20 protein-coding genes, 1 rRNA gene and 1 pseudogene (1 of these 22 cut by a window edge) are annotated in these 18,589 nt (G+C 43.9%); 17 read left to right on the top strand and 5 right to left on the bottom strand.

What is annotated here, in order from left to right; genetic code table 11:
• Positions 1–551: 551 nt before the first annotated feature.
• The 4 genes and pseudogenes from ltrA to ureA all read left to right on the top strand — a co-directional run bounded on the left by ltrA (position 552) and on the right by ureA (position 5,055).
• Positions 552–2,243: a group II intron reverse transcriptase/maturase gene (gene ltrA, locus BJP34_RS07605; protein WP_070390905.1), complete on the top strand. Its 1,692-nt coding sequence runs from the start codon at positions 552–554 to the stop codon at positions 2,241–2,243.
• 14 nt (positions 2,244–2,257) lie between these two features.
• A pseudogene (locus BJP34_RS45965) lies at positions 2,258–3,472 on the top strand (RNA-guided endonuclease InsQ/TnpB family protein).
• Positions 3,473–3,726: 254 nt separating this feature from the next.
• A complete protein-coding gene (locus tag BJP34_RS07590; protein ID WP_070391823.1) occupies positions 3,727–4,719 on the top strand; it encodes an urease accessory protein UreD in 993 nt (330 codons plus the stop codon).
• Between the two features lie 33 nt (positions 4,720–4,752).
• Entirely contained in the window at positions 4,753–5,055 is a 303-nt protein-coding gene (gene ureA / locus BJP34_RS07585; RefSeq protein ID WP_008179425.1) for an urease subunit gamma, read from the top strand.
• A 52-nt stretch (positions 5,056–5,107) separates the two neighbouring features.
• Here ureA and BJP34_RS07580 read toward each other — a convergent pair whose 3' ends face one another.
• Positions 5,108–5,401: a hypothetical protein gene (locus tag BJP34_RS07580; RefSeq protein WP_229424280.1), complete on the bottom strand. Its 294-nt coding sequence runs from the start codon at positions 5,399–5,401 to the stop codon at positions 5,108–5,110.
• Positions 5,402–6,099: 698 nt separating this feature from the next.
• Between BJP34_RS07580 and BJP34_RS07575 the strand changes: the two genes are divergently transcribed.
• The gene (locus BJP34_RS07575) at positions 6,100–6,417 is read left to right on the top strand and encodes an urease subunit beta (RefSeq protein ID WP_070391821.1); all 318 of its coding nucleotides are present in this window, start codon (positions 6,100–6,102) and stop codon (positions 6,415–6,417) included.
• A 208-nt stretch (positions 6,418–6,625) separates the two neighbouring features.
• A complete protein-coding gene (gene ureC, locus BJP34_RS07565; protein WP_070391819.1) occupies positions 6,626–8,344 on the top strand; it encodes an urease subunit alpha in 1,719 nt (572 codons plus the stop codon).
• On the opposite strand, the gene BJP34_RS42715 is transcribed toward ureC, so the two are convergent.
• Positions 8,329–8,475 (bottom strand): hypothetical protein, encoded by a 147-nt coding sequence (locus tag BJP34_RS42715; protein ID WP_158517075.1) that lies wholly within the window; start codon positions 8,473–8,475, stop codon positions 8,329–8,331. The genes ureC and BJP34_RS42715 overlap by 16 nt on opposite strands.
• Positions 8,476–8,491: 16 nt before the next feature.
• On the opposite strand from BJP34_RS42715, the gene BJP34_RS39030 reads away from it, so the two are divergent.
• The 6 genes from BJP34_RS39030 to BJP34_RS48555 all read left to right on the top strand — a co-directional run bounded on the left by BJP34_RS39030 (position 8,492) and on the right by BJP34_RS48555 (position 11,055).
• Complete coding sequence (locus BJP34_RS39030) at positions 8,492–8,734, top strand: hypothetical protein (protein WP_149030852.1); 243 nt, start codon at positions 8,492–8,494, stop codon at positions 8,732–8,734.
• A 272-nt stretch (positions 8,735–9,006) separates the two neighbouring features.
• Positions 9,007–9,321, top strand: coding sequence for a TMEM14 family protein (locus BJP34_RS07560; RefSeq protein WP_070391818.1), 315 nt, complete (start codon positions 9,007–9,009; stop codon positions 9,319–9,321).
• Positions 9,322–9,378: 57 nt separating this feature from the next.
• Positions 9,379–9,513 carry a hypothetical protein gene (locus tag BJP34_RS48560; RefSeq protein ID WP_267876513.1) on the top strand — a complete coding sequence of 45 codons (135 nt, stop codon included), beginning with the start codon at positions 9,379–9,381 and terminating at the stop codon, positions 9,511–9,513.
• Positions 9,514–9,662: 149 nt separating this feature from the next.
• Positions 9,663–10,001 (top strand): hypothetical protein, encoded by a 339-nt coding sequence (locus BJP34_RS07555; RefSeq protein ID WP_070391817.1) that lies wholly within the window; start codon positions 9,663–9,665, stop codon positions 9,999–10,001.
• Between the two features lie 272 nt (positions 10,002–10,273).
• Positions 10,274–10,876 (top strand): hypothetical protein, encoded by a 603-nt coding sequence (locus BJP34_RS07550; RefSeq protein ID WP_070391816.1) that lies wholly within the window; start codon positions 10,274–10,276, stop codon positions 10,874–10,876.
• Positions 10,877–10,932: 56 nt separating this feature from the next.
• Entirely contained in the window at positions 10,933–11,055 is a 123-nt protein-coding gene (locus BJP34_RS48555; RefSeq protein ID WP_267876512.1) for a hypothetical protein, read from the top strand.
• Here BJP34_RS48555 and BJP34_RS07545 read toward each other — a convergent pair.
• Positions 11,038–11,616: a TetR/AcrR family transcriptional regulator gene (locus tag BJP34_RS07545; protein WP_070391815.1), complete on the bottom strand. Its 579-nt coding sequence runs from the start codon at positions 11,614–11,616 to the stop codon at positions 11,038–11,040. The genes BJP34_RS48555 and BJP34_RS07545 overlap by 18 nt on opposite strands.
• Before the next feature lie 218 nt (positions 11,617–11,834).
• Here BJP34_RS07545 and BJP34_RS07540 point away from each other — a divergent pair, with 218 nt between their 5' ends.
• The 4 genes from BJP34_RS07540 (at position 11,835) to BJP34_RS07525 (ending at position 15,358) form a co-directional block, all read left to right on the top strand.
• Entirely contained in the window at positions 11,835–12,443 is a 609-nt protein-coding gene (locus BJP34_RS07540) for a pyridoxamine 5'-phosphate oxidase family protein (protein ID WP_070391814.1), read from the top strand.
• 64 nt (positions 12,444–12,507) lie between these two features.
• Entirely contained in the window at positions 12,508–13,383 is an 876-nt protein-coding gene (locus BJP34_RS07535) for an alpha/beta fold hydrolase (RefSeq protein ID WP_070391813.1), read from the top strand.
• 125 nt (positions 13,384–13,508) lie between these two features.
• Positions 13,509–14,162: a cupin domain-containing protein gene (locus BJP34_RS07530; RefSeq protein ID WP_070391812.1), complete on the top strand. Its 654-nt coding sequence runs from the start codon at positions 13,509–13,511 to the stop codon at positions 14,160–14,162.
• Positions 14,163–14,386: 224 nt separating this feature from the next.
• Positions 14,387–15,358, top strand: coding sequence for an NAD(P)/FAD-dependent oxidoreductase (locus BJP34_RS07525; protein WP_070391811.1), 972 nt, complete (start codon positions 14,387–14,389; stop codon positions 15,356–15,358).
• A 58-nt stretch (positions 15,359–15,416) separates the two neighbouring features.
• Here BJP34_RS07525 and glyQ read toward each other — a convergent pair whose 3' ends face one another.
• Positions 15,417–16,295 (bottom strand): glycine--tRNA ligase subunit alpha, encoded by an 879-nt coding sequence (gene glyQ, locus BJP34_RS07520; RefSeq protein WP_075900737.1) that lies wholly within the window; start codon positions 16,293–16,295, stop codon positions 15,417–15,419.
• Between the two features lie 593 nt (positions 16,296–16,888).
• Entirely contained in the window at positions 16,889–17,107 is a 219-nt protein-coding gene (locus BJP34_RS39025; RefSeq protein ID WP_149030851.1) for a hypothetical protein, read from the bottom strand.
• 352 nt (positions 17,108–17,459) lie between these two features.
• Between BJP34_RS39025 and BJP34_RS07515 the strand changes: the two genes are divergently transcribed.
• A 16S ribosomal RNA gene (locus BJP34_RS07515) occupies positions 17,460–18,589 on the top strand; it runs 360 nt beyond the window's last position.

Here is an 18,589-nt window from a genome sequence, read left to right as displayed (position 1 = left end):
ACAGGATTTGGGGGATTAGCTGCTTGGGTTAAGAACCCAAGACAACTTGATAATCATGATGGTGAAATACCATCCCCCGAAGAATCCGGGTGACAACCTTACCCTGATGAACAGGAATAACAAACCTGCCAATCGATGCAAGGGTCGAACGTCAAAATATCCTTAACCTGAAAGATAGATTGATAGGTAAAAGAACTCAAGGGTACGAGAGGAAGATACGTCAGAATCATCGTAAGCTTGGAATGGCGAAATTAAGGATTGATACGCCATAGACAAAAGTCAAAGGAAAATACGGAGTAATGGGTTCAACAGTCCATTATTGATTCTCCAATAAATTTCCCGGTGAATAGTATCGCCCTAAAAGTTCATAGAATGGTTATCAGGAACGAAGTAATTCCATAGGTTCTCTCAATAAAGGTCGATTTATTGAGTAGGTAGTTAGCCGCATGGCCTATGTGAAAAGGATAGAGTCAAAAGCCAAAGTCCATATGTAATGTATGGGATATGCTGACAGACTCACGTTATAGGAAGAGATATGGTTGCGAGTAGCAATGAATAAGTCCAAAACTCGGGGGTTCACCCCACAGTCGGAATGGAAGAACGTCAACTGGCGAAAGCTGGAAATGACCGTATTCAAGTTGCAAAAACGAATATATCGAGCCTCTCATCGTGGTGATGTCCGCGTGGTAAGAAAGCTGCAAAAGACTCTGATGAATTCCTGGTCAGCCAAGATGATAGCGGTTAGACGGGTAACCCAGGAGAACAAAGGTAAAAAGACTGCCGGAATAGACGGGAAAAAAGCTTTAAATAATAAGCAAAGACTCGCCTTAGTAGCCAACCTGAATACTCAAAAGAAGGCAAAACCTACCAGAAGGGTATGGATTCCCAAATCTGGAAGTAGGGAAAAACGCCCATTAGGTATCCCGACTATACACGACCGTGCTCTACAAGCTTTAACCAAACAGGCATTAGAACCCGAATGGGAAGCCAAGTTTGAGCCTAACTCATATGGTTTCAGACCAGGACGCTCATGTCACGATGCCGTCGAAGCAATATTCAGCAATATATGCCATAAACCCAAATGGGTATTAGACGCAGATATTGCCAAATGTTTTGACAAAATAAATCATGAAGCGCTTCTAACTAAAGTGAACACTTTTCCATCATTAAGAAGGTTAATAAAATCCTGGCTTAAAGCTGGAGTAATGGAAAAGGATACACTCACTCCCACCAACGAAGGGACACCGCAAGGAGGAGTGATATCACCCCTGCTCGCTAACATTGCCCTCCATGGCATGGAAGAACGAATCAAACAATATGCCGAAACATTAAAGATAAAAAGGAGAAGTAAAAAACAGAAACGGCAAGGAATAAGTTTGATTAGATACGCAGACGACTTCGTCATCATCCATGAAAATCAGGGAGTAATAGAAGAATGCAGAACGATTCTAGAAAATTGGCTGAATGATATAGGGTTGGAATTAAAACCAAGTAAAACAAGAATTTCCTATACTATGAACGGGTTTGACTTCCTAGGATTCAACATCCGTCAATATAAAGTAGGAAAAAATCAGTCTAAACAAGGATTTAAAACCATCATCAAACCATCAAAGAAAAAAGTTTTAGAACATTATGAGCAGCTCTCAAACGTCATAGACCGTCACAGAGCTGCTCCCCAGGAGGCTTTGATAAACCACCTAAAACCTATTATAAGGGGATGGTGTAACTACTACAGAAGTGTATGTAGTAAAGAAACCTTTAATAAACTTGGGCACATGTTATGGAACAAACTACAACGATGGGGATACAGGAGACACCCAAATAAATCAAAATCCTGGGTAATCAACAAATACTGGGGAACCATAGAGGAAGACAACTGGATGTTCATGACCGACAGGAATCACCTTCCTAAACATGTCAAAACTGAAATAGTCAGACATAAAAAGGTACAAGAAGCCAGAAGCACCTACGATGGGGACTTAATATATTGGAATACCAGAATGCAGAAACACCCTGAAATGACCAGTCAAAAGGGAAGGCTTTTGAAAAGGCAAAAAGGGGTATGTACTCATTGTGGTCTTACCTTCAGAGATGGAGATGTAATGGAAAAGCATCACATAATACCGCGCTCTCTCGGTGGAAACGACACGGATAAAAATCTTGAATTACTCCACCTACATTGTCACGATGCAAAACACAGAAAGAAAATCGAACTCAATGAGTTGGATAGAAATCCGTTCTAAGAGGAGCCTCTGTCATGGACTTAAAGTACTATAATGAGGAGCCGTATGATGCGAAAGTGTCACGTACGGTTTTGAAGACAAGTCAGGGGAGGCGACTCCTCGGCTTAGTTCAACAAAACGTAGAAAGAGCCATTAAGCACTTCTTTGACAACTGTAAAAAGAAAGTCCCAGGGAAGAAGGGTTACCCAAAATTCAAAAAGCATTGTCGTTCTGTTGAGTACAAGCAATCTGGTTGGAAATTATCACCAGACAAGAAGTCTATCAAGTTCACCGACAAGAAGGGTATTGGTAGCATCAAACTCAAGGGAACTTGGGACTTGTGGTGGTTTGACCAGAAACTGATTAAACGGGTTAGGATTGTCAAGAAAGTCGATGGTTACTACGTCCAGTTTTGCGTCAAGGTAAACAGGACTGAAGAGATAAAAGACACTGGATGCGCTATTGGATTAGATGTAGGACTGAAAGAGTTTTATACCGATTCCGATGGGTATTCAGAACCAAATCCAAGGTTTTACAGGAAAAGCGAAAAACGTGTAAAATTCTGTCAACGTAGGCTTTCCCGAAAAAAGAAAGGCAAGGCCGTAGGCCACGCTTCGCGAACAGCCAATCGACGGAAAGCCAGGAATAGACTAGGTAGGGCACACCTCAAAATAAGTAGGCAACGTAAAGAACACGCCAAGAGACTGGGAACGAAGTTACCGTAAGAATAAAGAAGCCTTTATGGTTAGTCGGCTATGCATAAAAGGGTTAAATCTTTGTTATTAAGGCTTCTTTATTCTAAGGTTTCGTCTCCGGCGCGTTGCGTAATCCAATCTAACGACTTGGTCGCCTACGAAGATTTGAAGGTGAAAAACTTAGTCAAGAATCATTGTCTTGCTAAGTCTATCAATGATGCTGGTTGGCGTCAATTTCGGGAATGGTTAGAGCATTTTGGTCAAAGGTTTAGCAAGTTAACTGTCCCGGTTAATCCTGCATATACAAGCCAAAACTGCTCTGAGTGCGGTGAGGTGGTTAAAAAGTCTTTATCGACTAGGACTCATGTCTGCAAATGTGGTTGCAACCTAGATCGCGACCACAATGCCGCCAAGAACATACTTAATAGAGCCTTGAGTACGGTGGGGCACACCGAAACTTTCAGAAACGCTTGGGGAGATCTGGCCTCTACTTTCCCTGATTCCGGTCTGGTTAAGCAAGTCAGTTCGTTGAACCAAGAATCCCCTAGCTTCTAGCTATGGGGAGTGTCAAATAACAGAAATTAAACAAATGCTTACCTCTTTTATTCAAAATCACCTCAAGTAGGGTGTGCTATGCCCATAAGCACTTCAAGTAGCGTGGCCAAATGCCAAAGTTTATAGCTGATAGCTGATAGCTGATAGCTGATAGCTTACATCGGTAACTGGCTCAACTATACTTGATATGATTCTGATATTGAGCAACGCCCAAGCCACCCGGTCAATTACCGTACATTGCCCTTTAAGTATTGGTGAATCAACTTTCTCAACCACAACCGACAGATAGTGATAAATCTCGATGGCATGGCAGCCTTAAATTACGCTTTGCCTTAGCCGATGGAAAAACTCAACCTATTCACACCTACGCCAAAGCTCCCTTGAAGGTACAGCGACCCTTTTATCCAGAAGGGCTAGGGGTTTGTCACACTGTGGTACTTCATACCGCTGGAGGAATGGTAGCAGGGGACAGGTTGTCTCAAGATATCCACCTTGAATCGGGGACTAATGTTTTAATTACCACTGCTGCTGCTAGTAAAGCTTATGGTAGGGGCAGTGCTAGCGCTAGTCTAAGAAACTATAGCACTAATAATGAAAAGCTTAGGGCTAGTCTAAACCAACCAGAAGCTAGACAAAATATTTCTAGCGCTAATCCAGAAAACAATAGCGCTAGTTTAAACCAGCCAGAAACTAGACAAATCATCCGGCTCCAAGTAGAGACTGGTGCTTGTTTAGAATGGTTTCCCCAGGAAACGATAGTATTCAATGGTGCAGTTTATCGGCAGGATTTGCGGGTAGAATTAGCGCCGGGAGCCAGTTGGTTAGGCTGGGAAATTACTCGATTTGGACGCAGTGCTAGAGGAGAAAGGTTTGTGGAGGGAAATTGGCGATCGCATACGGAAGTTTGGCAGCAAGGACATCCACAGTGGATTGACCGACAATGGTTACCAGCTAGCGAAGCCACCTTCTCTAGTCCTTATGGTTTAGCAGGACAACCAGTGGTAGGAACATTAGCTTTGGTAGGGCAACCGGTATCATCACAGATTATCGAACAAGCCAGAGGACTGTGGAGTGCTAGGGAGTATGTGGGGGAAGCTGGGGTAACTCAGCTGATGTCAGGATTATTATGCCGCTACCGTGGTGCTTCGACTGAGGAGGTGAGACACTGGTTTACAGAGGTTTGGCAACTGTTGCGTGTTAATCTATTCGGGCGTCCTATTATTAAGCCACGAGTTTGGCCGTTGTAATATCAAAATTGCTACTAACCAAAGGATCAAACAATGCAACTGACACCCCAAGAAAAGGATAAATTACTAATTTTTACTGCCGCCTTATTGGCAGAACGGCGCAAGGAAAAGGGGTTGAAGCTAAATTACCCAGAAGCCGTTGCCTATATTTCTGCGGAAATTTTGGAAGGTGCTAGGGAAGGACGTCCAGTAGCTGATTTAATGAGTTACGGCACTACCCTGCTGACCCGGGATGATGTGATGGAAGGAGTACCCGAAATGGTGAATGAAGTCCAGGTAGAAGCAACCTTTCCCGATGGGACTAAACTGGTTACTGTACATGACCCAATTCGTTAGTCCCACAAAAACCTTGATAAGTTGTTTAACTGAACTTAAATCATCAGAGGATTTACAGAAGTTGACAGAGTTGTTCCTTGAGATTGAAAAGTTGCTTTCTTAGGTCATTGATTTGCTCATTGCTCAGTTGTGCAGTTCCTTGATGAGCTACTATGTTATTCAGGCTATTGATACAGTCATCAGTCGTATTACGACAGTTCTGAACAACCTGGATTCGTTCATTAAATATTTCTTGGAACTGAGGCTCAAGTGATTGAATAATAGTTGTGTTGTTGGGTTGAGATTCATTCAGTTGGAACTTGAAAATATTCCATAACTTAACTAGTGAAGGGAGTCCCATAAGCACCAAACAATGGTAAAAAAAACTTTAAAAAAATAAAACACCAGACAGGAAAACTAAAAAAGTAGAGAGAGTAGTAATGACTATAGTCATTACTAATTTAATAGTAATAGAATTAATGGCGAAAATAGTTTCCAAAAGAAATTTCTGAATAACCTGCTGCTGCTGAAGCAAAATTTTTCCATAAGTAGGATAAAATTCCTGGCCATTAGTATAGCTTTAAAAGCCATGTAAGATGTCAGAGTTGACCAAAAAGGAATCATTAACTGTAGAAATAGTATCATTGATGAGTTAATAAATAATTCAATAACACCTATATCGATTATTCAGCAACAGACTAGAGAATTCAGGATTCATTGATTAAAGACTGTATGAAGAAAATATAAGCGAGAGAAAAAAAATGGTAATGGTAATAAGTAATAAGTAGTAGGTGATAAGTAATAAGTAATAGGTAATAAGTAATAGCTACAAAAAGTTGACAGCCTCCGTGCTCACAGAGAACCGCTTCATACCCTGGTCAGAATCCTAGAGCCATTAAATCTATACCCTTGATCCCTAGAGCCTAGAACATAAAAAAAAACTAAACTCTACTCCCCATATACTTGAGTGTGTAAATTAAGGCTACAAAAAAAAATCTAATTAACGAGATAATCAACGAATTCACGAGATAATAAAAAGCTAGTCAGGGTTTAAGGAGTTAGTTAGTGATTCCAGGCGAAATCATTCCCCAAACAGGGGAAATAGAACTCAATGCTGGTCGTGCCACCATCAGAGTACGGGTAGCGAATACAGGCGATCGCCCTATTCAAGTAGGGTCTCATTTTCACTTCTTTGAAGTCAACGAAGCTCTCCAATTTGACCGGGAAGCTACTACAGGCATGCGCTTAAATATTCCAGCTGGCACCGCTATCCGCTTTGAACCGGGAGACGAACGAGAGGTGGAATTAGTCACTCTTGTCGGTAGCCGTCAGGTGTACGGCTTCAATGGCAAAATTAATGGTCAACTTGATAGCTCAACTTGATATATAGTTACTATTTTTTTTTAAGCAAGCGCTACCCAGAGGTAATCCCAGAGTTTTGCCAAGGGGATAAAATTACCCATTACCCATTACCCATTACCCATTACCCATTACCCATTACCCATTACCCATTACCCATTACCCATTACCCATTACCCATTACCCATTACCCATTACCCATTACCCATTACCCTCAATCAAGGAGTTATTGATGAGTTATCGTATGGATCGTCGTGCCTACGCCGAAACTTATGGTCCTACTGTAGGCGATCGCATCCGCTTGGCTGATACAGAACTAGTGATCGAAGTGGAACAGGACTACACCACCTATGGTGATGAAGTTAAATTCGGTGGTGGCAAAGTGATTAGAGATGGGATGGGACAATCCCCCATCTCCCGCGCTGAGGGTGCTGTGGATTTGGTGATCACTAATGCCCTAATCCTGGATTGGTGGGGTATTGTTAAAGCCGATATTGGTATTAAAGACGGGAAAATAGTCAACATTGGCAAAGCCGGAAATCCATACATCCAGGACAATGTCACTATTATTATTGGTCCTAGCACCGAAGCAGTTGCTGGGGAAGGCATGATTGTCACTGCTGGGGGGATTGATGCTCACATTCACTTTATTTGTCCCCAACAGATTGAAACTGCGATCGCATCTGGTATCACTACTATGATCGGCGGTGGTACAGGTCCAGCCACTGGCACTAACGCCACAACCTGTACTCCTGGTGCTTGGAATATTCACCGGATGCTGCAAGCTGCCGATGCATTTCCTGTGAATCTAGGGTTTTTAGGCAAAGGCAATAGTGCCAAACCCGAAGGATTACAGGAACAAGTGATAGCAGGTGCGATGGGATTGAAGCTGCACGAAGACTGGGGCACTACTCCAGCCACTATTGATACCTGTTTAAGTGTAGCGGATCAGTTTGATATCCAGGTGGCAATTCATACCGATACCCTTAATGAAGCCGGGTTTGTGGAAAATACCATTGCTGCCTTCAAAAACCGAGTCATTCACACCTACCACACCGAAGGAGCAGGGGGAGGTCATGCTCCAGATATTATTAAAGTGTGTAGTGAAGCTAATGTATTGCCCTCTTCTACCAATCCTACCCGTCCCTATACCCTTAATACCCTAGAAGAACATCTCGATATGCTCATGGTGTGCCATCACCTAGACCGGGGCATTCCTGAAGATGTGGCCTTCGCTGAGTCCCGGATTCGTCGGGAAACTATTGCTGCTGAGGATATCCTTCATGATTTAGGGGCATTCAGTATGATTGCCTCTGATTCTCAAGCCATGGGACGGGTGGGTGAAGTGATTATCCGTACCTGGCAGACAGCCCACAAAATGAAAGTGCAACGGGGAGTGTTATCCACTACTCCTGGGGAAACTGGGGAAAATGACAATTTCCGAGCCAAGCGTTACGTTGCCAAGTATACGATTAATCCTGCGATCGCTCATGGAATTGCCAATTATGTCGGTTCCATTGCAGAAGGAAAGCTAGCCGATTTGTGTCTGTGGCGTCCAGCCATGTTTGGAGTCAAGCCAGAGATAGTGATTAAAGGTGGTGCGATCGCATGGTCCCAAATGGGTGATGCCAATGCTAGTATTCCCACACCCCAGCCGATTCATATGCGTCCGATGTTTGGGAGTTTTGGTGGTGCGATCGCAGCCACATCCGTTACCTTTGTCTCCCAAGCTGCCTTAGACCAAGACATCCCAGCTCAAATTGGCTTACAAAAATCCGCTGTTGCCGTTTCCAACACCCGCAACTTAAGTAAGACCGACATGAAACTCAACGACGCCTTGCCACAGATTGAGGTCAATCCAGAAACCTATGAAGTCAGAGCTGATGGGGAATTATTAACATGCGAGCCCGCAACAGTTTTACCTATGGCACAGCGTTACTTCTTATTTTGATAATAGCAGTTATCAATTGGGTGAGGTACAAATCCTTGGGTTTTAGGGAGCAGGGAGCAGGGAGTAGGGAGTAGGTGTAAGATTTGTGGAGTTGGAGACCCGGAGCCAGGGAGGGGGGGGGGAGTGAACAAAACTCCTGTGTACCTGATGAGTATGATAATTGCTATAGCCCTCTTCTGTCACAATCCTAAAACAAAGCGACCCGTGGAATGGGCATCTTGCCCGTTGTGGAATGGGCATCTTGCCCGTTGTGGAATGGGCATCTTGCCCGTTGTGGAATGGGCATCTTGCCCGTTCCTGACAGTGCGACCCGTGGCGAATTTAATTCTTAATCGGTCAAGCGCACCGGATCTTTTGGGGCGGGCAGGATGCCCACTCTACTCCTATTAATTCGAAGATTCAGCAACGCCGATTTTCGGACTACCTTTGGCTGTATCAAATGACTGATAAAGCTTTTGGAGACTGCCTTCTCGGAAACTGACAGAAGAAGGTTATAGGGTTTCCCATATTTATAAGGTACATTCAACTAGTTACCCCTACTCCCTACTCCCTACTCCCTACTCCCTACTCCCTACTCCCTAATGTTAAGTTTTCTGCTGAACTGACCAAAGAAGTATCGAGCGAGAGGTATAAATGAGTTCAGTTTGAGAAGAAATTTAACGATGAATCTAAGTATTGCAGCAGTACTCTTATACGGCATCTTAGCCCTGATCGGGGGAATCATGGGCTATGCTAAAGCCAAAAGCAAAATATCTCTCATTTCTGGTCTAATTAGCGGTTTATTGCTAATATTTGCTGGAATAATGCAGCTTCAAGGACAACCCTGGGCACAAACCTTAGGGATAGCCGTAGCAGCTGCACTGGTGATTGTCTTTGCCATCCGGCTCGCTAAAACTCGCAAGTTTATGCCAGCTGGACTCATGATCATTGCTGGTGTGGTGTCTCTAGGGGTGATGCTTTATCCAGCTATGGCTTAAAACCAGGCTTTTATATAGTCCCCCCTGAATGCATTTGATCAACCAGAAAAGCACACCATGGATTTTTACACACAGATACCGGATAGGCTAACAGATAGACGTTCTCTGAGTCTATCCGGTATCTGTGTACATCGGTCTCGTGCTGAGAAGGGCAAAACGCCAACAGTGATTGACCCCGTGAATTTCCTTTGAGCTTATTGTTATTCCTCTGGTCGCGGTTCACTTATGTATAAATACTATCTATAAATCCTATTTATAAATGGTATGATTGGGCTAGAAACCCCTATAGCCTAGGCGGTGCTTTACCTGTAACCTTACCAATAGTAATAATTATTAGTCAAGTGTCTCTCACCACAGATATCTATTATAACTCAACCAGTCCAGCCATCGCCAGGACTGCTAACGGTAGCCGTAACTTGGTTTTTGAAGAATTAGCCGAAGTGAGTCCGATGGATCAAGCTGTTTCTCTAGTGTTGATCAATCCCCAACAGCCTAGTTATGAACCTAGTTATTCTTATTTCCAAGAAGTCCAGTTTAACAATCCCATAAATCTGGAAAATGTGGTCAGACCGACAGTCAATTTTCTTGAAAACCCTCAATCTACCCTACCTGTCGAAAATCTCGTTATTGGTATTGTCCTAATTTCCATCTTCTCTTTCATATTTATGAAGAGTTCTTGAAAGCTGAAAACCCCCGTGCTTGGGGCGGGGTACAAAAGCGATCCCAAGTCTAGTACCTTGCGTTTCTGAGTTAGTAATTTTTATGGTTCAATCCAGGTTAATTACCTATTAATTAGAGCTTGATCAGCCAAACAATTCGGTATTATTTCCAGGAATTATCGATTATTTTGCTGAATTATTATTACTTGTTAATTGTTAAGTATTACTTTAAAATTGACCCTTGACAAGTAACAAGTAACAAGTGTCAATTTTCAAACCTAGGAGAGATGTGAATGTCTTATAGTGATTTTAAATCTCTAGACACACTAGCTTCTCTAGGGATTGATATGCTAGAACCTGTCCCATCCCTGATTCAAGCAGACCCAATTTCCCCCAGTGACTTTCTTCAGGAAGCTCTCAGACGCTTTGTGCCACTAGCAACTGCTATCAATACTGAAAAAGCTCGCTCTGAATATCTAATCGCTCCTATTTTAAGTGAAATTACAGTCATAAACCCTCGTATTAGTCTGTTTTCTGGCAAAAACTTTAATGTAGACCCAGCACAGGGACTTACTGGATTTTTTGATTTCATCCTTACTGACAACCCAGATAAGTTAACCATCAAAGCTCCAGTGGTGGTAGTGGTAGAGGCAAAAAACGAAAATATTAATGAGGGACTGCCTCAATGCTTGGCTACGATGTATGCAGCTCGATTGGTTAACCAAAAAGAGCCAGAGATGGCTGAGCGAACAGTATATGGAACTGTTACGACGGGACAAGTGTGGCGATTCCTGGCTCTGACACCAGAAGGCAAGGCGATGGTGGATCTTAATGACCGCTATCTAACACCTGTGGATGAATTACTGGGAGTTCTGGTTGCTATGACAACTCGATAGTTGACTTGGTCATAGTAGATCTTGATTTAATCTAGACCATTGACGCAACGGTTTGTTTGATTGACCCTCAACCCTCCACAAACCAGTGCGATCGCATAACGACTCAATGCTTAGTATCCCATTTCCCTCTTCCCTACTCCCTACTCCCTACTCCCTTCTCCCTATTCCCTTCTCCCTAATAATCCTGAAGCAACGGTTTTTGCTTGTGCTGCTGCTATCGAGTTCCCTTCCATCATCGCCACCACAATTGAGCCTTGCACAAGCAGTAAAAACTGTCGAGCCAATAATTCAGGATCAGTAATGCCTGCAGCTTGAGCGAGATCCAAAATATAGGCATAAACTGCTTGTTGGTGCTCCAAAGCCGCCTGATAACCTGGGTGGTTGGGCTTGGCCAACTCTACAGTAGCGTTAATGAAAGCACAGCCACGAAAATCTGGAGCCTCAAACCATAATTGAAGCACATCAAAGATTGCTAATAGACGCTCTTTCGGATCTGAACTATGTTGGGCAACAGTTTCTATAAACCAGGCACGCCAGGACTCGCCCCGCTGTCGTAGGAATGCTTCAATCAGAGCATCCTTCGATTTAAAGTGGTTGTAAAGTGACATCTTGGCCACACCAGACTCGGAAATGATGCGATCAATCCCTACATTCTGAATACCCTCTTGGTAAAAGAGCTCAGAGGCTTTCTCTAAAATGCGATCGCGAACTGGTTTACGAGATGAAGTCAATTTGGTCATGGTTACTGAATCAGATTTGAATAGACAAGTCTGTCTAGTTTAGACTAACACTTTCCCCTCCTCAGTGTTCTTACCCTTGACCATCGGGCACTGCTTAACAAAACTTTACAAAAAAATCAGCGGAAAATCCTTGACTTTATACAGACCTGTCTATTATATTAAAAACATACAGACCGGTCTACATAAAATACCAGTCTAGATAAATAAGGGGATTTCTGATGGCACGACAATTTACCAATATTGCTTTTACCCCTGGAGTCAAAAAGGCTCAAACCCGCTACGGCTCTCGGGAAATTTATGACCAATTCGCCAAACGAGGCATTAGCGCAGATACTCTGACTGCTAAAGAAACAGAATTTATCGCTGCACGGGATAGTTTCTATATGGGTACCGTCAACAGTAACGGTTGGCCTTACATCCAGTTTCGTGGAGGGCTCAAAGGATTCCTCAAAGTTCTGGACGATCAAACTTTGGGTTTTGTGGATTTTCAAGGAAATCTGCAATATATCAGTGTCGGTAACTTGTCTGAAAGCGATCGCGTTTTTCTATTTTTGATGGATTACGCTCACCGTCGCCGATTAAAGATTTGGGGAAGGGCTCAAGTTATTGATAACGACCCACAACTGCTCAATCAATTAGCAGATCCTAATTATCAGGCGGAATTGGCACGAGTATTCATAATTAAAGTCGAGGCATTTGACTGGAATTGTCCCCAACATATTCCGATTCGTTATTCAGAAGAAGAATTTGCCCAAATGAAAGCTCCCCTAGAAGCTCGCATTCAAGAGTTAGAGAAACAACTAGCTCAACTTTCCCCCTCAAATTGAAGCTATCCTCATCTATTTTTAACCGTAATAACTCAATCAATTATCACCAAGGAAGGTAATCATCATGACTAACCTAAACACCACAATGCACAAAACTATTGAGATTGATGGCCTTGATATTTTCTATCGGGAAGCTGGCTCCAAAAACGCCCCTACCATCCTCTTGTTACATGGATTTCCTACTTCTTCCCACATGTTCCGAAATCTAATTCCCGCCCTTGCAGACGAATTCCACCTGATTGCCCCAGATTATCCTGGTTTTGGTGCTAGTTCCATGCCGAAAGTTGATGAATTTGACTATAGCTTTGATAAGTTAGCAGATCTGGTCGAAAAGTTGACGATTAAATTGGATTTACAACAATACTTTCTGTATGTGATGGACTATGGCGCACCAGTAGGCTACCGTCTAGCCAGCAAATATCCCAATAAAGTGCTAGGGCTGATTGTGCAGAATGGTAATGCCTATGAGGAAGGTTTGCGAGAGTTTTGGGAACCACTCAAAGCTTACTGGCAAGACAAAACTCCTAAAAATGCTCAAGTTCTAGCGGATTTTCTAACTCTCGAATCGACTAAGTGGCAATACACTAATGGAGTTCGCAATCCAGAAACCATTGCTCCAGACAATTGGTTCCACGACCAATATTTGCTCGACCGTCCTGGCAACAAAGAAATTCAATTAGAACTGTTTTACAGCTACGGTACTAACCCGACTCTCTACCCACAATGGCAGGAATATTTCCGTCAGTTTCAACCTCCAACCCTAATTGTTTGGGGCAAAGGTGACTACATTTTTCCCGAAGAAGGAGCCCATCCCTACAAGCGAGATCTCAATAACATTGAATTCCATATCCTAGATACCGGTCATTTTGCCCTTGAGGAAGATCTAGAGTTGATTGCTAATTACATTCGCAACTTCGCTCGTTCTAATGCCCCTAAGTAGTCAGGCACATTCGTCAAGCACAATTAGGCGTAATCATAATCTAAGTAGTCGGACAGGTGATCGTACTAGGAATCTCAAGCAATAATTAGAGATTCCAACAATAAACATAATTTCAGGAGGTTACCATGCAGATTCATGCAGATATAAGTCAGCGAGTCGTTGTCTATAGCGAAGAGCTACCTTGGGTTGATTCTCCTATGGCTGGTGTACAGCGTCGGATGTTGGAAAGGGATGGAGACGAAGTAGCCAGAGCAACCTCTCTAGTTCGCTATGAAACTGGTAGTTTTTTTTCTGCTCATACTCATGGTGGTGGTGAAGAATTTATGGTTTTAGATGGTATATTTTCTGATGAAAAAGGAGATTATCCTTCTGGTACTTATGTCCGCAATCCCGTAGGTTCAAGCCATACTCCTAAGAGTGAATCAGGTTGTACAATTCTGGTTAAACTATGGCAAATGTCTCCTGAGGATCAAGAGCGAGTAGTAATCGATACAACTAACAACTCTTGGGTTCCAGGTTTAGTTAAAGGATTACAGGTAATGCCCTTACATACTCATAGTACAGAGAATGTTGCTCTGGTGAAATGGGAACCTGGAACTGTTTTTAAACACCATAGTCATTTTGGTGGAGAAGAAATTTATGTAATTGACGGGGTATTTGAAGATGAACATGGAACTTATCCTAAAGGAACTTGGATACGTAATCCTCATGGTAGTACTCATACTCCCTTTAGTAAAGAAGGTTGTTTAATTTACGTCAAGACAGGACATCTTAATTAACTTCAAATTCTATTTTGATAGTTTAAGCTATCAGCTATCAGCTATCAGCTATCAGCTAATGTGCTACGCGAACGCTACGCGAACAGCTTTTGAATCAAATAGGTAAGCATTGGCTTAATTTCTGTTACGTCAGCTGACGGCTAACCACTGACTACTGACCGCTGACTACTGACCGCTGACGGCTTACGATACCTTTTATTCCAAATCACTACAGAGGTAATATCATGAAACTCAAAAAACAAAATCTTCAAGAATCCACTAACAAAATTTACGACACGATTATTGTGGGAGGTGGCGCAGGAGGTCTCTCTGCTGGAATCTATCTTCAGCGTTACTTACTCAATACTTTGATTATCGATAAAGGTAAAGCGCGCTCTTTTTGGATGCAGGAACTACACAACTACCTGGGTTTACCTCCCGATACCCCTGGTCGTTCTGTTCTCAGACAAGGTAAAGAGCATTATTTGTCTATCGGTGGCGATTCACTAGATGCTTTTGTCGAAGAAGTAATTGATGAGGGTGAAACCTTTGCTGTGCGAGTAAAAGTCGGTAGAAACAATAGTGAATACTATACCTTTCGATCTAAATACCTGATTGCTGCTAGTGGGATTATTGACTATTTACCAGCCTTGGAAAATATGCGAAATGTCTATGAATACGCAGGTTATAACCTCCATGTCTGTCTGATTTGTGATGGATATGAAATGGCTGATAAAAAGGTGGGGGTATTTGCCAGCACAGCAGGTAATGCGGAAGTTGTTTTTCCCCTGGGTTGGTTTACTTCGGAAATTACTTTATTTACCCAAGGATTGTTCGAGGTAAACGATGAATTGCGACAAAAAATACAACAACAGGGTTATCAAATCATAGAAATCCCAGTTGAGCAATTTTTAGGGGAAGACCATCAGATGACTGGAGTGGAATTAACTGATGGTCGAGTAATTGAGTTGGAAGCTGGCTTGATTTCCATGGGCTCCAAATACCATGCCGAATATCTAGAAACATTTGATCTGGAGAAGAAGGGAGGGAATCTGGTTACAGATAAGATGGCCCGCACTTCCCATCCTCGTATCTTTGCCATTGGTGATTTAAAGGTAGGACTGAATCAGGTTGTCATTGCTGCTGCCGATGGAGCATTAGCAGCTACTCAAATTTGGCGCGACATCCGTGTCCTGTCAGGCTCCCAAAACCCCTAATACCGATAGGCTTTATTATAGAGACGGGAGGTGTTTTCCATCTTTTTGTGTTCTAGATTCAAGCTATGGTCTGTTTATTGAGCGGGAACCCTAACATCTCCCGTTGTTGCAAATAGAGTTGAGCCACTCGCCTGGCTAGATTGCGAATTCTACCGATATAACGAGTGCGCTCAGTCACTGAAATCACACCCCTAGCGTCCAGTAAGTTGAACGTGTGAGAACACTTCAGAACGTAGTCTAGTGTAGGCATAACAAGTCCTCGTGTGCTGAGTTGTTCTGCCTCTTGCTCATAAAGACCAAATAGCGTGAACAGTAAATCTGGGTTAGAGGATTCAAAATTATAAGTACATTGTTCAACTTCTCCCTGAAGGTGAACATCTCCATAGCTAATTTGGTCATTCCACTGGATTTTAGTAAAAGCCTCTACTTCCTGGAGATACATAGCTAATCGTTCCAAACCATAGGTGATCTCAATGGGTACAGGACGACAATCAATGCCACCACACTGTTGGAAGTAGGTAAATTGAGTAATTTCCATGCCATCTAACCAGACTTCCCAGCCAACTCCCCAAGCCCCCAGGGTAGGAGATTCCCAATTGTCTTCAACAAACCGAATGTCATGGTCTTCAGGACAAATCCCTAAAGCTTTGAGGGAATCTAGGTAAATGTCTTGAATATTATTCAGTGACGGCTTGATCAGTACTTGGTATTGGTAGTAGTGCTGGTAGCGATTCGGGTTTTCGCCGTAGCGTCCATCGGTGGGTCTTCGGCATGGTTCAACATAAGCAACTGACCAGGGTTCTGGACCAATAGCTCTCAAGAATGTATGAGGACTCATGGTCCCTGCTCCTTTCTCTGTATCGTAGGACTGGGCAATCAAGCAACCATGTTTTGCCCAGAATTGATTCAATGTTGCAATCACGGATTGAAAATTCACTGACACCTCCAGTGTTTGGTAACGGTAACTTATGGCCAAGACATTTCTTGATGCAAAGGGCGAGTGGGGAGGGGCTGTGTGGGTCACGCCGTGATTGTCCTTTCTCCTTTGGAGACGCTGCACGAACAGAGACAATAAGTAAACCCACCTGTCTTGATGCAGTCGCTCATGGGGGGAACCCCCGCGTGAAGGCTTAGGTGCGCTTTCCGTAGGCGAATTAAATTCGCCACGGGTCGCACCTCTGCATCGCTCTCCAGCCCCGTGGAAACCAGGCCAGTTGCTAATGGGTTAAACCCTGTAATAAAGCCATTTTCTCCCCAAGACCACCTTGCATCCCTATAATTTATTCTGGCGCAAATGCCTTGTCAGAGCTAGTTTAGTAAGTTGTTCAACAATGGATTTGATGGTGCCAGTGCAAAGGGCTCTTCACTAATCTTGCCTCTGAATGGGAACAGCCACTACTTACCGATTAATCCTGGACAATTACCGTAAATCCAGGTAAATTTTCCGTTTCACTCAGGAGCATCGGAGCAGTTATCCCAATCCGCACTTACAGGCAGGATCGACAGATAAGCCCGTCACCAGGTATGTATCTAAGATATACAAGAATTCCCGAAATAATTCTCCCGACTCCCAGGGCGTGCGCTTACACTCGTCGAATTAAATTCGTCACGGGTAGCACCGCTCCCGACTCCCGACTCCCGACCCAACTCTAACGAACCTACCTCCGTAAGCTTCACCCTCTTCCCGTGATCAGACCTCCGAAAGCGATGCAGCGCGGTCTTGGGGGTTTCCCCCATGAGCGACTGCATCAAGACATGGAGTCAAAAAAAAAATTTTAAAATTCCAAAACCCTTGCCATATCTAGGCTTCAAGGATTTATCCCCAAAAAAGTTTCGGGTTTAGGTTGACAAACGCTTTTTTACCCTTTACATTAGTAAATGGCGATGAGGAAAGCCAAGCGCACCGCACCGCCCCGAACCAAGAAAAATCTATAGTTTGAGAGCCAATATACGGTCGCTACTCGTCAAGAAATTTTCAGGTTAATCTGAACTCATTATAGGACAGATTGACCAAAACTAAAACCTAAAATTCCGAACTGGTTCAAAGTTAACTGTAAGGGTTGACTGAGAGTCCGGTGAAGAGAAAAAAACCAACTTGAGTACCATGGAGAGTTTGATCCTGGCTCAGGATGAACGCTGGCGGTATGCTTAACACATGCAAGTCGAACGCCCCTTCGGGGGAGTGGCGGACGGGTGAGTAACGCGTGAGAATCTGCCTTAGGGTCGGGGACAACCACCGGAAACAGTGGCTAATACCGGATGTGCCGAGAGGTGAAAGATTTATTGCCATAAGAGGAGCTCGCGTCTGATTAGCTAGTTGGTAGGGTAAAGGCCTACCAAGGCAACGATCAGTAGCTGGTCTGAGAGGATGAGCAGCCACACTGGGACTGAGACACGGCCCAGACTCCTACGGGAGGCAGCAGTGGGGAATTTTCCGCAATGGGCGAAAGCCTGACGGAGCAATACCGCGTGAGGGAGGAAGGCTTTTGGGTTGTAAACCTCTTTTATCAGGGAAGAAGAAAGTGACGGTACCTGAGGAAAAAGCATCGGCTAACTCCGTGCCAGCAGCCGCGGTAATACGGAGGATGCAAGCGTTATCCGGAATTATTGGGCGTAAAGCGTCCGTAGGTGGTACCTCAAGTCGGCTGTTAAAGACCAGGGCTTAACTCTGGGCAGGCAGTGGAAACTGAGGAACTAGAGGGCAGTAGGGGTAGAGGGAATTCCCGGTGTAGCGGTGAAATGCGTAGATTTCGGGAAGAACATCGGTGGCGAAGGCGCTCTACTGGACTGAACCTGACACTGAGGGACGAAAGCTAGGGGAGCGAATGGGATTAGATACCCCAGTAGTCCTAGCTGTAAACGATGGATACTAGGTGTAGCTTGTATCGACCCAAGCTGTGCCGAAGCCAACGCGTTAAGTATCCCGCCTGGGGAGTACGCACGCAAGTGTGAAACTCAAAGGAATTGACGGGGGCCCGCACAAGCGGTGGAGTATGTGGTTTAATTCGATGCAACGCGAAGAACCTTACCAGGGCTTGACATGTCGCGAATCCCGGTGAAAGCTGGGAGTGCCTTCGGGAGCGCGAACACAGGTGGTGCATGGCTGTCGTCAGCTCGTGTCGTGAGATGTTGGGTTAAGTCCCGCAACGAGCGCAACCCTCGTTTTTAGTTGCCAGCACGTGAAGGTGGGCACTCTAGAGAGACTGCCGGTGACAAACCGGAGGAAGGTGG

The sequence above is a fragment of the Moorena producens PAL-8-15-08-1 genome, assembly GCF_001767235.1.
Classification (GTDB): domain Bacteria; phylum Cyanobacteriota; class Cyanobacteriia; order Cyanobacteriales; family Coleofasciculaceae; genus Moorena; species Moorena producens_A.
Note: the sequence above shows the minus strand (reverse complement) of the source record. Positions and strands in the feature narration are given on the sequence as shown.

Coding starts and splice junctions, on each gene's coding strand:
- ltrA (WP_070390905.1), top strand. CDS start 552: ATGAATAAGTCCAAAACTCGGGGGTTCACCCCACAGTCGGAATGGAAG.
- ureA (WP_008179425.1), top strand. CDS start 4,753: ATGCAACTGACACCCCAAGAAAAGGATAAATTACTAATTTTTACTGCC.
- ureC (WP_070391819.1), top strand. CDS start 6,626: ATGAGTTATCGTATGGATCGTCGTGCCTACGCCGAAACTTATGGTCCT.
- BJP34_RS39030 (WP_149030852.1), top strand. CDS start 8,492: ATGAGTATGATAATTGCTATAGCCCTCTTCTGTCACAATCCTAAAACA.
- BJP34_RS07560 (WP_070391818.1), top strand. CDS start 9,007: ATGAATCTAAGTATTGCAGCAGTACTCTTATACGGCATCTTAGCCCTG.
- BJP34_RS48560 (WP_267876513.1), top strand. CDS start 9,379: ATGGATTTTTACACACAGATACCGGATAGGCTAACAGATAGACGTTCT.
- BJP34_RS07550 (WP_070391816.1), top strand. CDS start 10,274: ATGTCTTATAGTGATTTTAAATCTCTAGACACACTAGCTTCTCTAGGG.
- BJP34_RS07545 (WP_070391815.1), bottom strand. CDS start 11,616: ATGACCAAATTGACTTCATCTCGTAAACCAGTTCGCGATCGCATTTTA.
- BJP34_RS07540 (WP_070391814.1), top strand. CDS start 11,835: ATGGCACGACAATTTACCAATATTGCTTTTACCCCTGGAGTCAAAAAG.
- BJP34_RS07535 (WP_070391813.1), top strand. CDS start 12,508: ATGACTAACCTAAACACCACAATGCACAAAACTATTGAGATTGATGGC.
- BJP34_RS07530 (WP_070391812.1), top strand. CDS start 13,509: ATGCAGATTCATGCAGATATAAGTCAGCGAGTCGTTGTCTATAGCGAA.
- BJP34_RS07525 (WP_070391811.1), top strand. CDS start 14,387: ATGAAACTCAAAAAACAAAATCTTCAAGAATCCACTAACAAAATTTAC.
- BJP34_RS39025 (WP_149030851.1), bottom strand. CDS start 17,107: ATGCAGTCGCTCATGGGGGAAACCCCCAAGACCGCGCTGCATCGCTTT.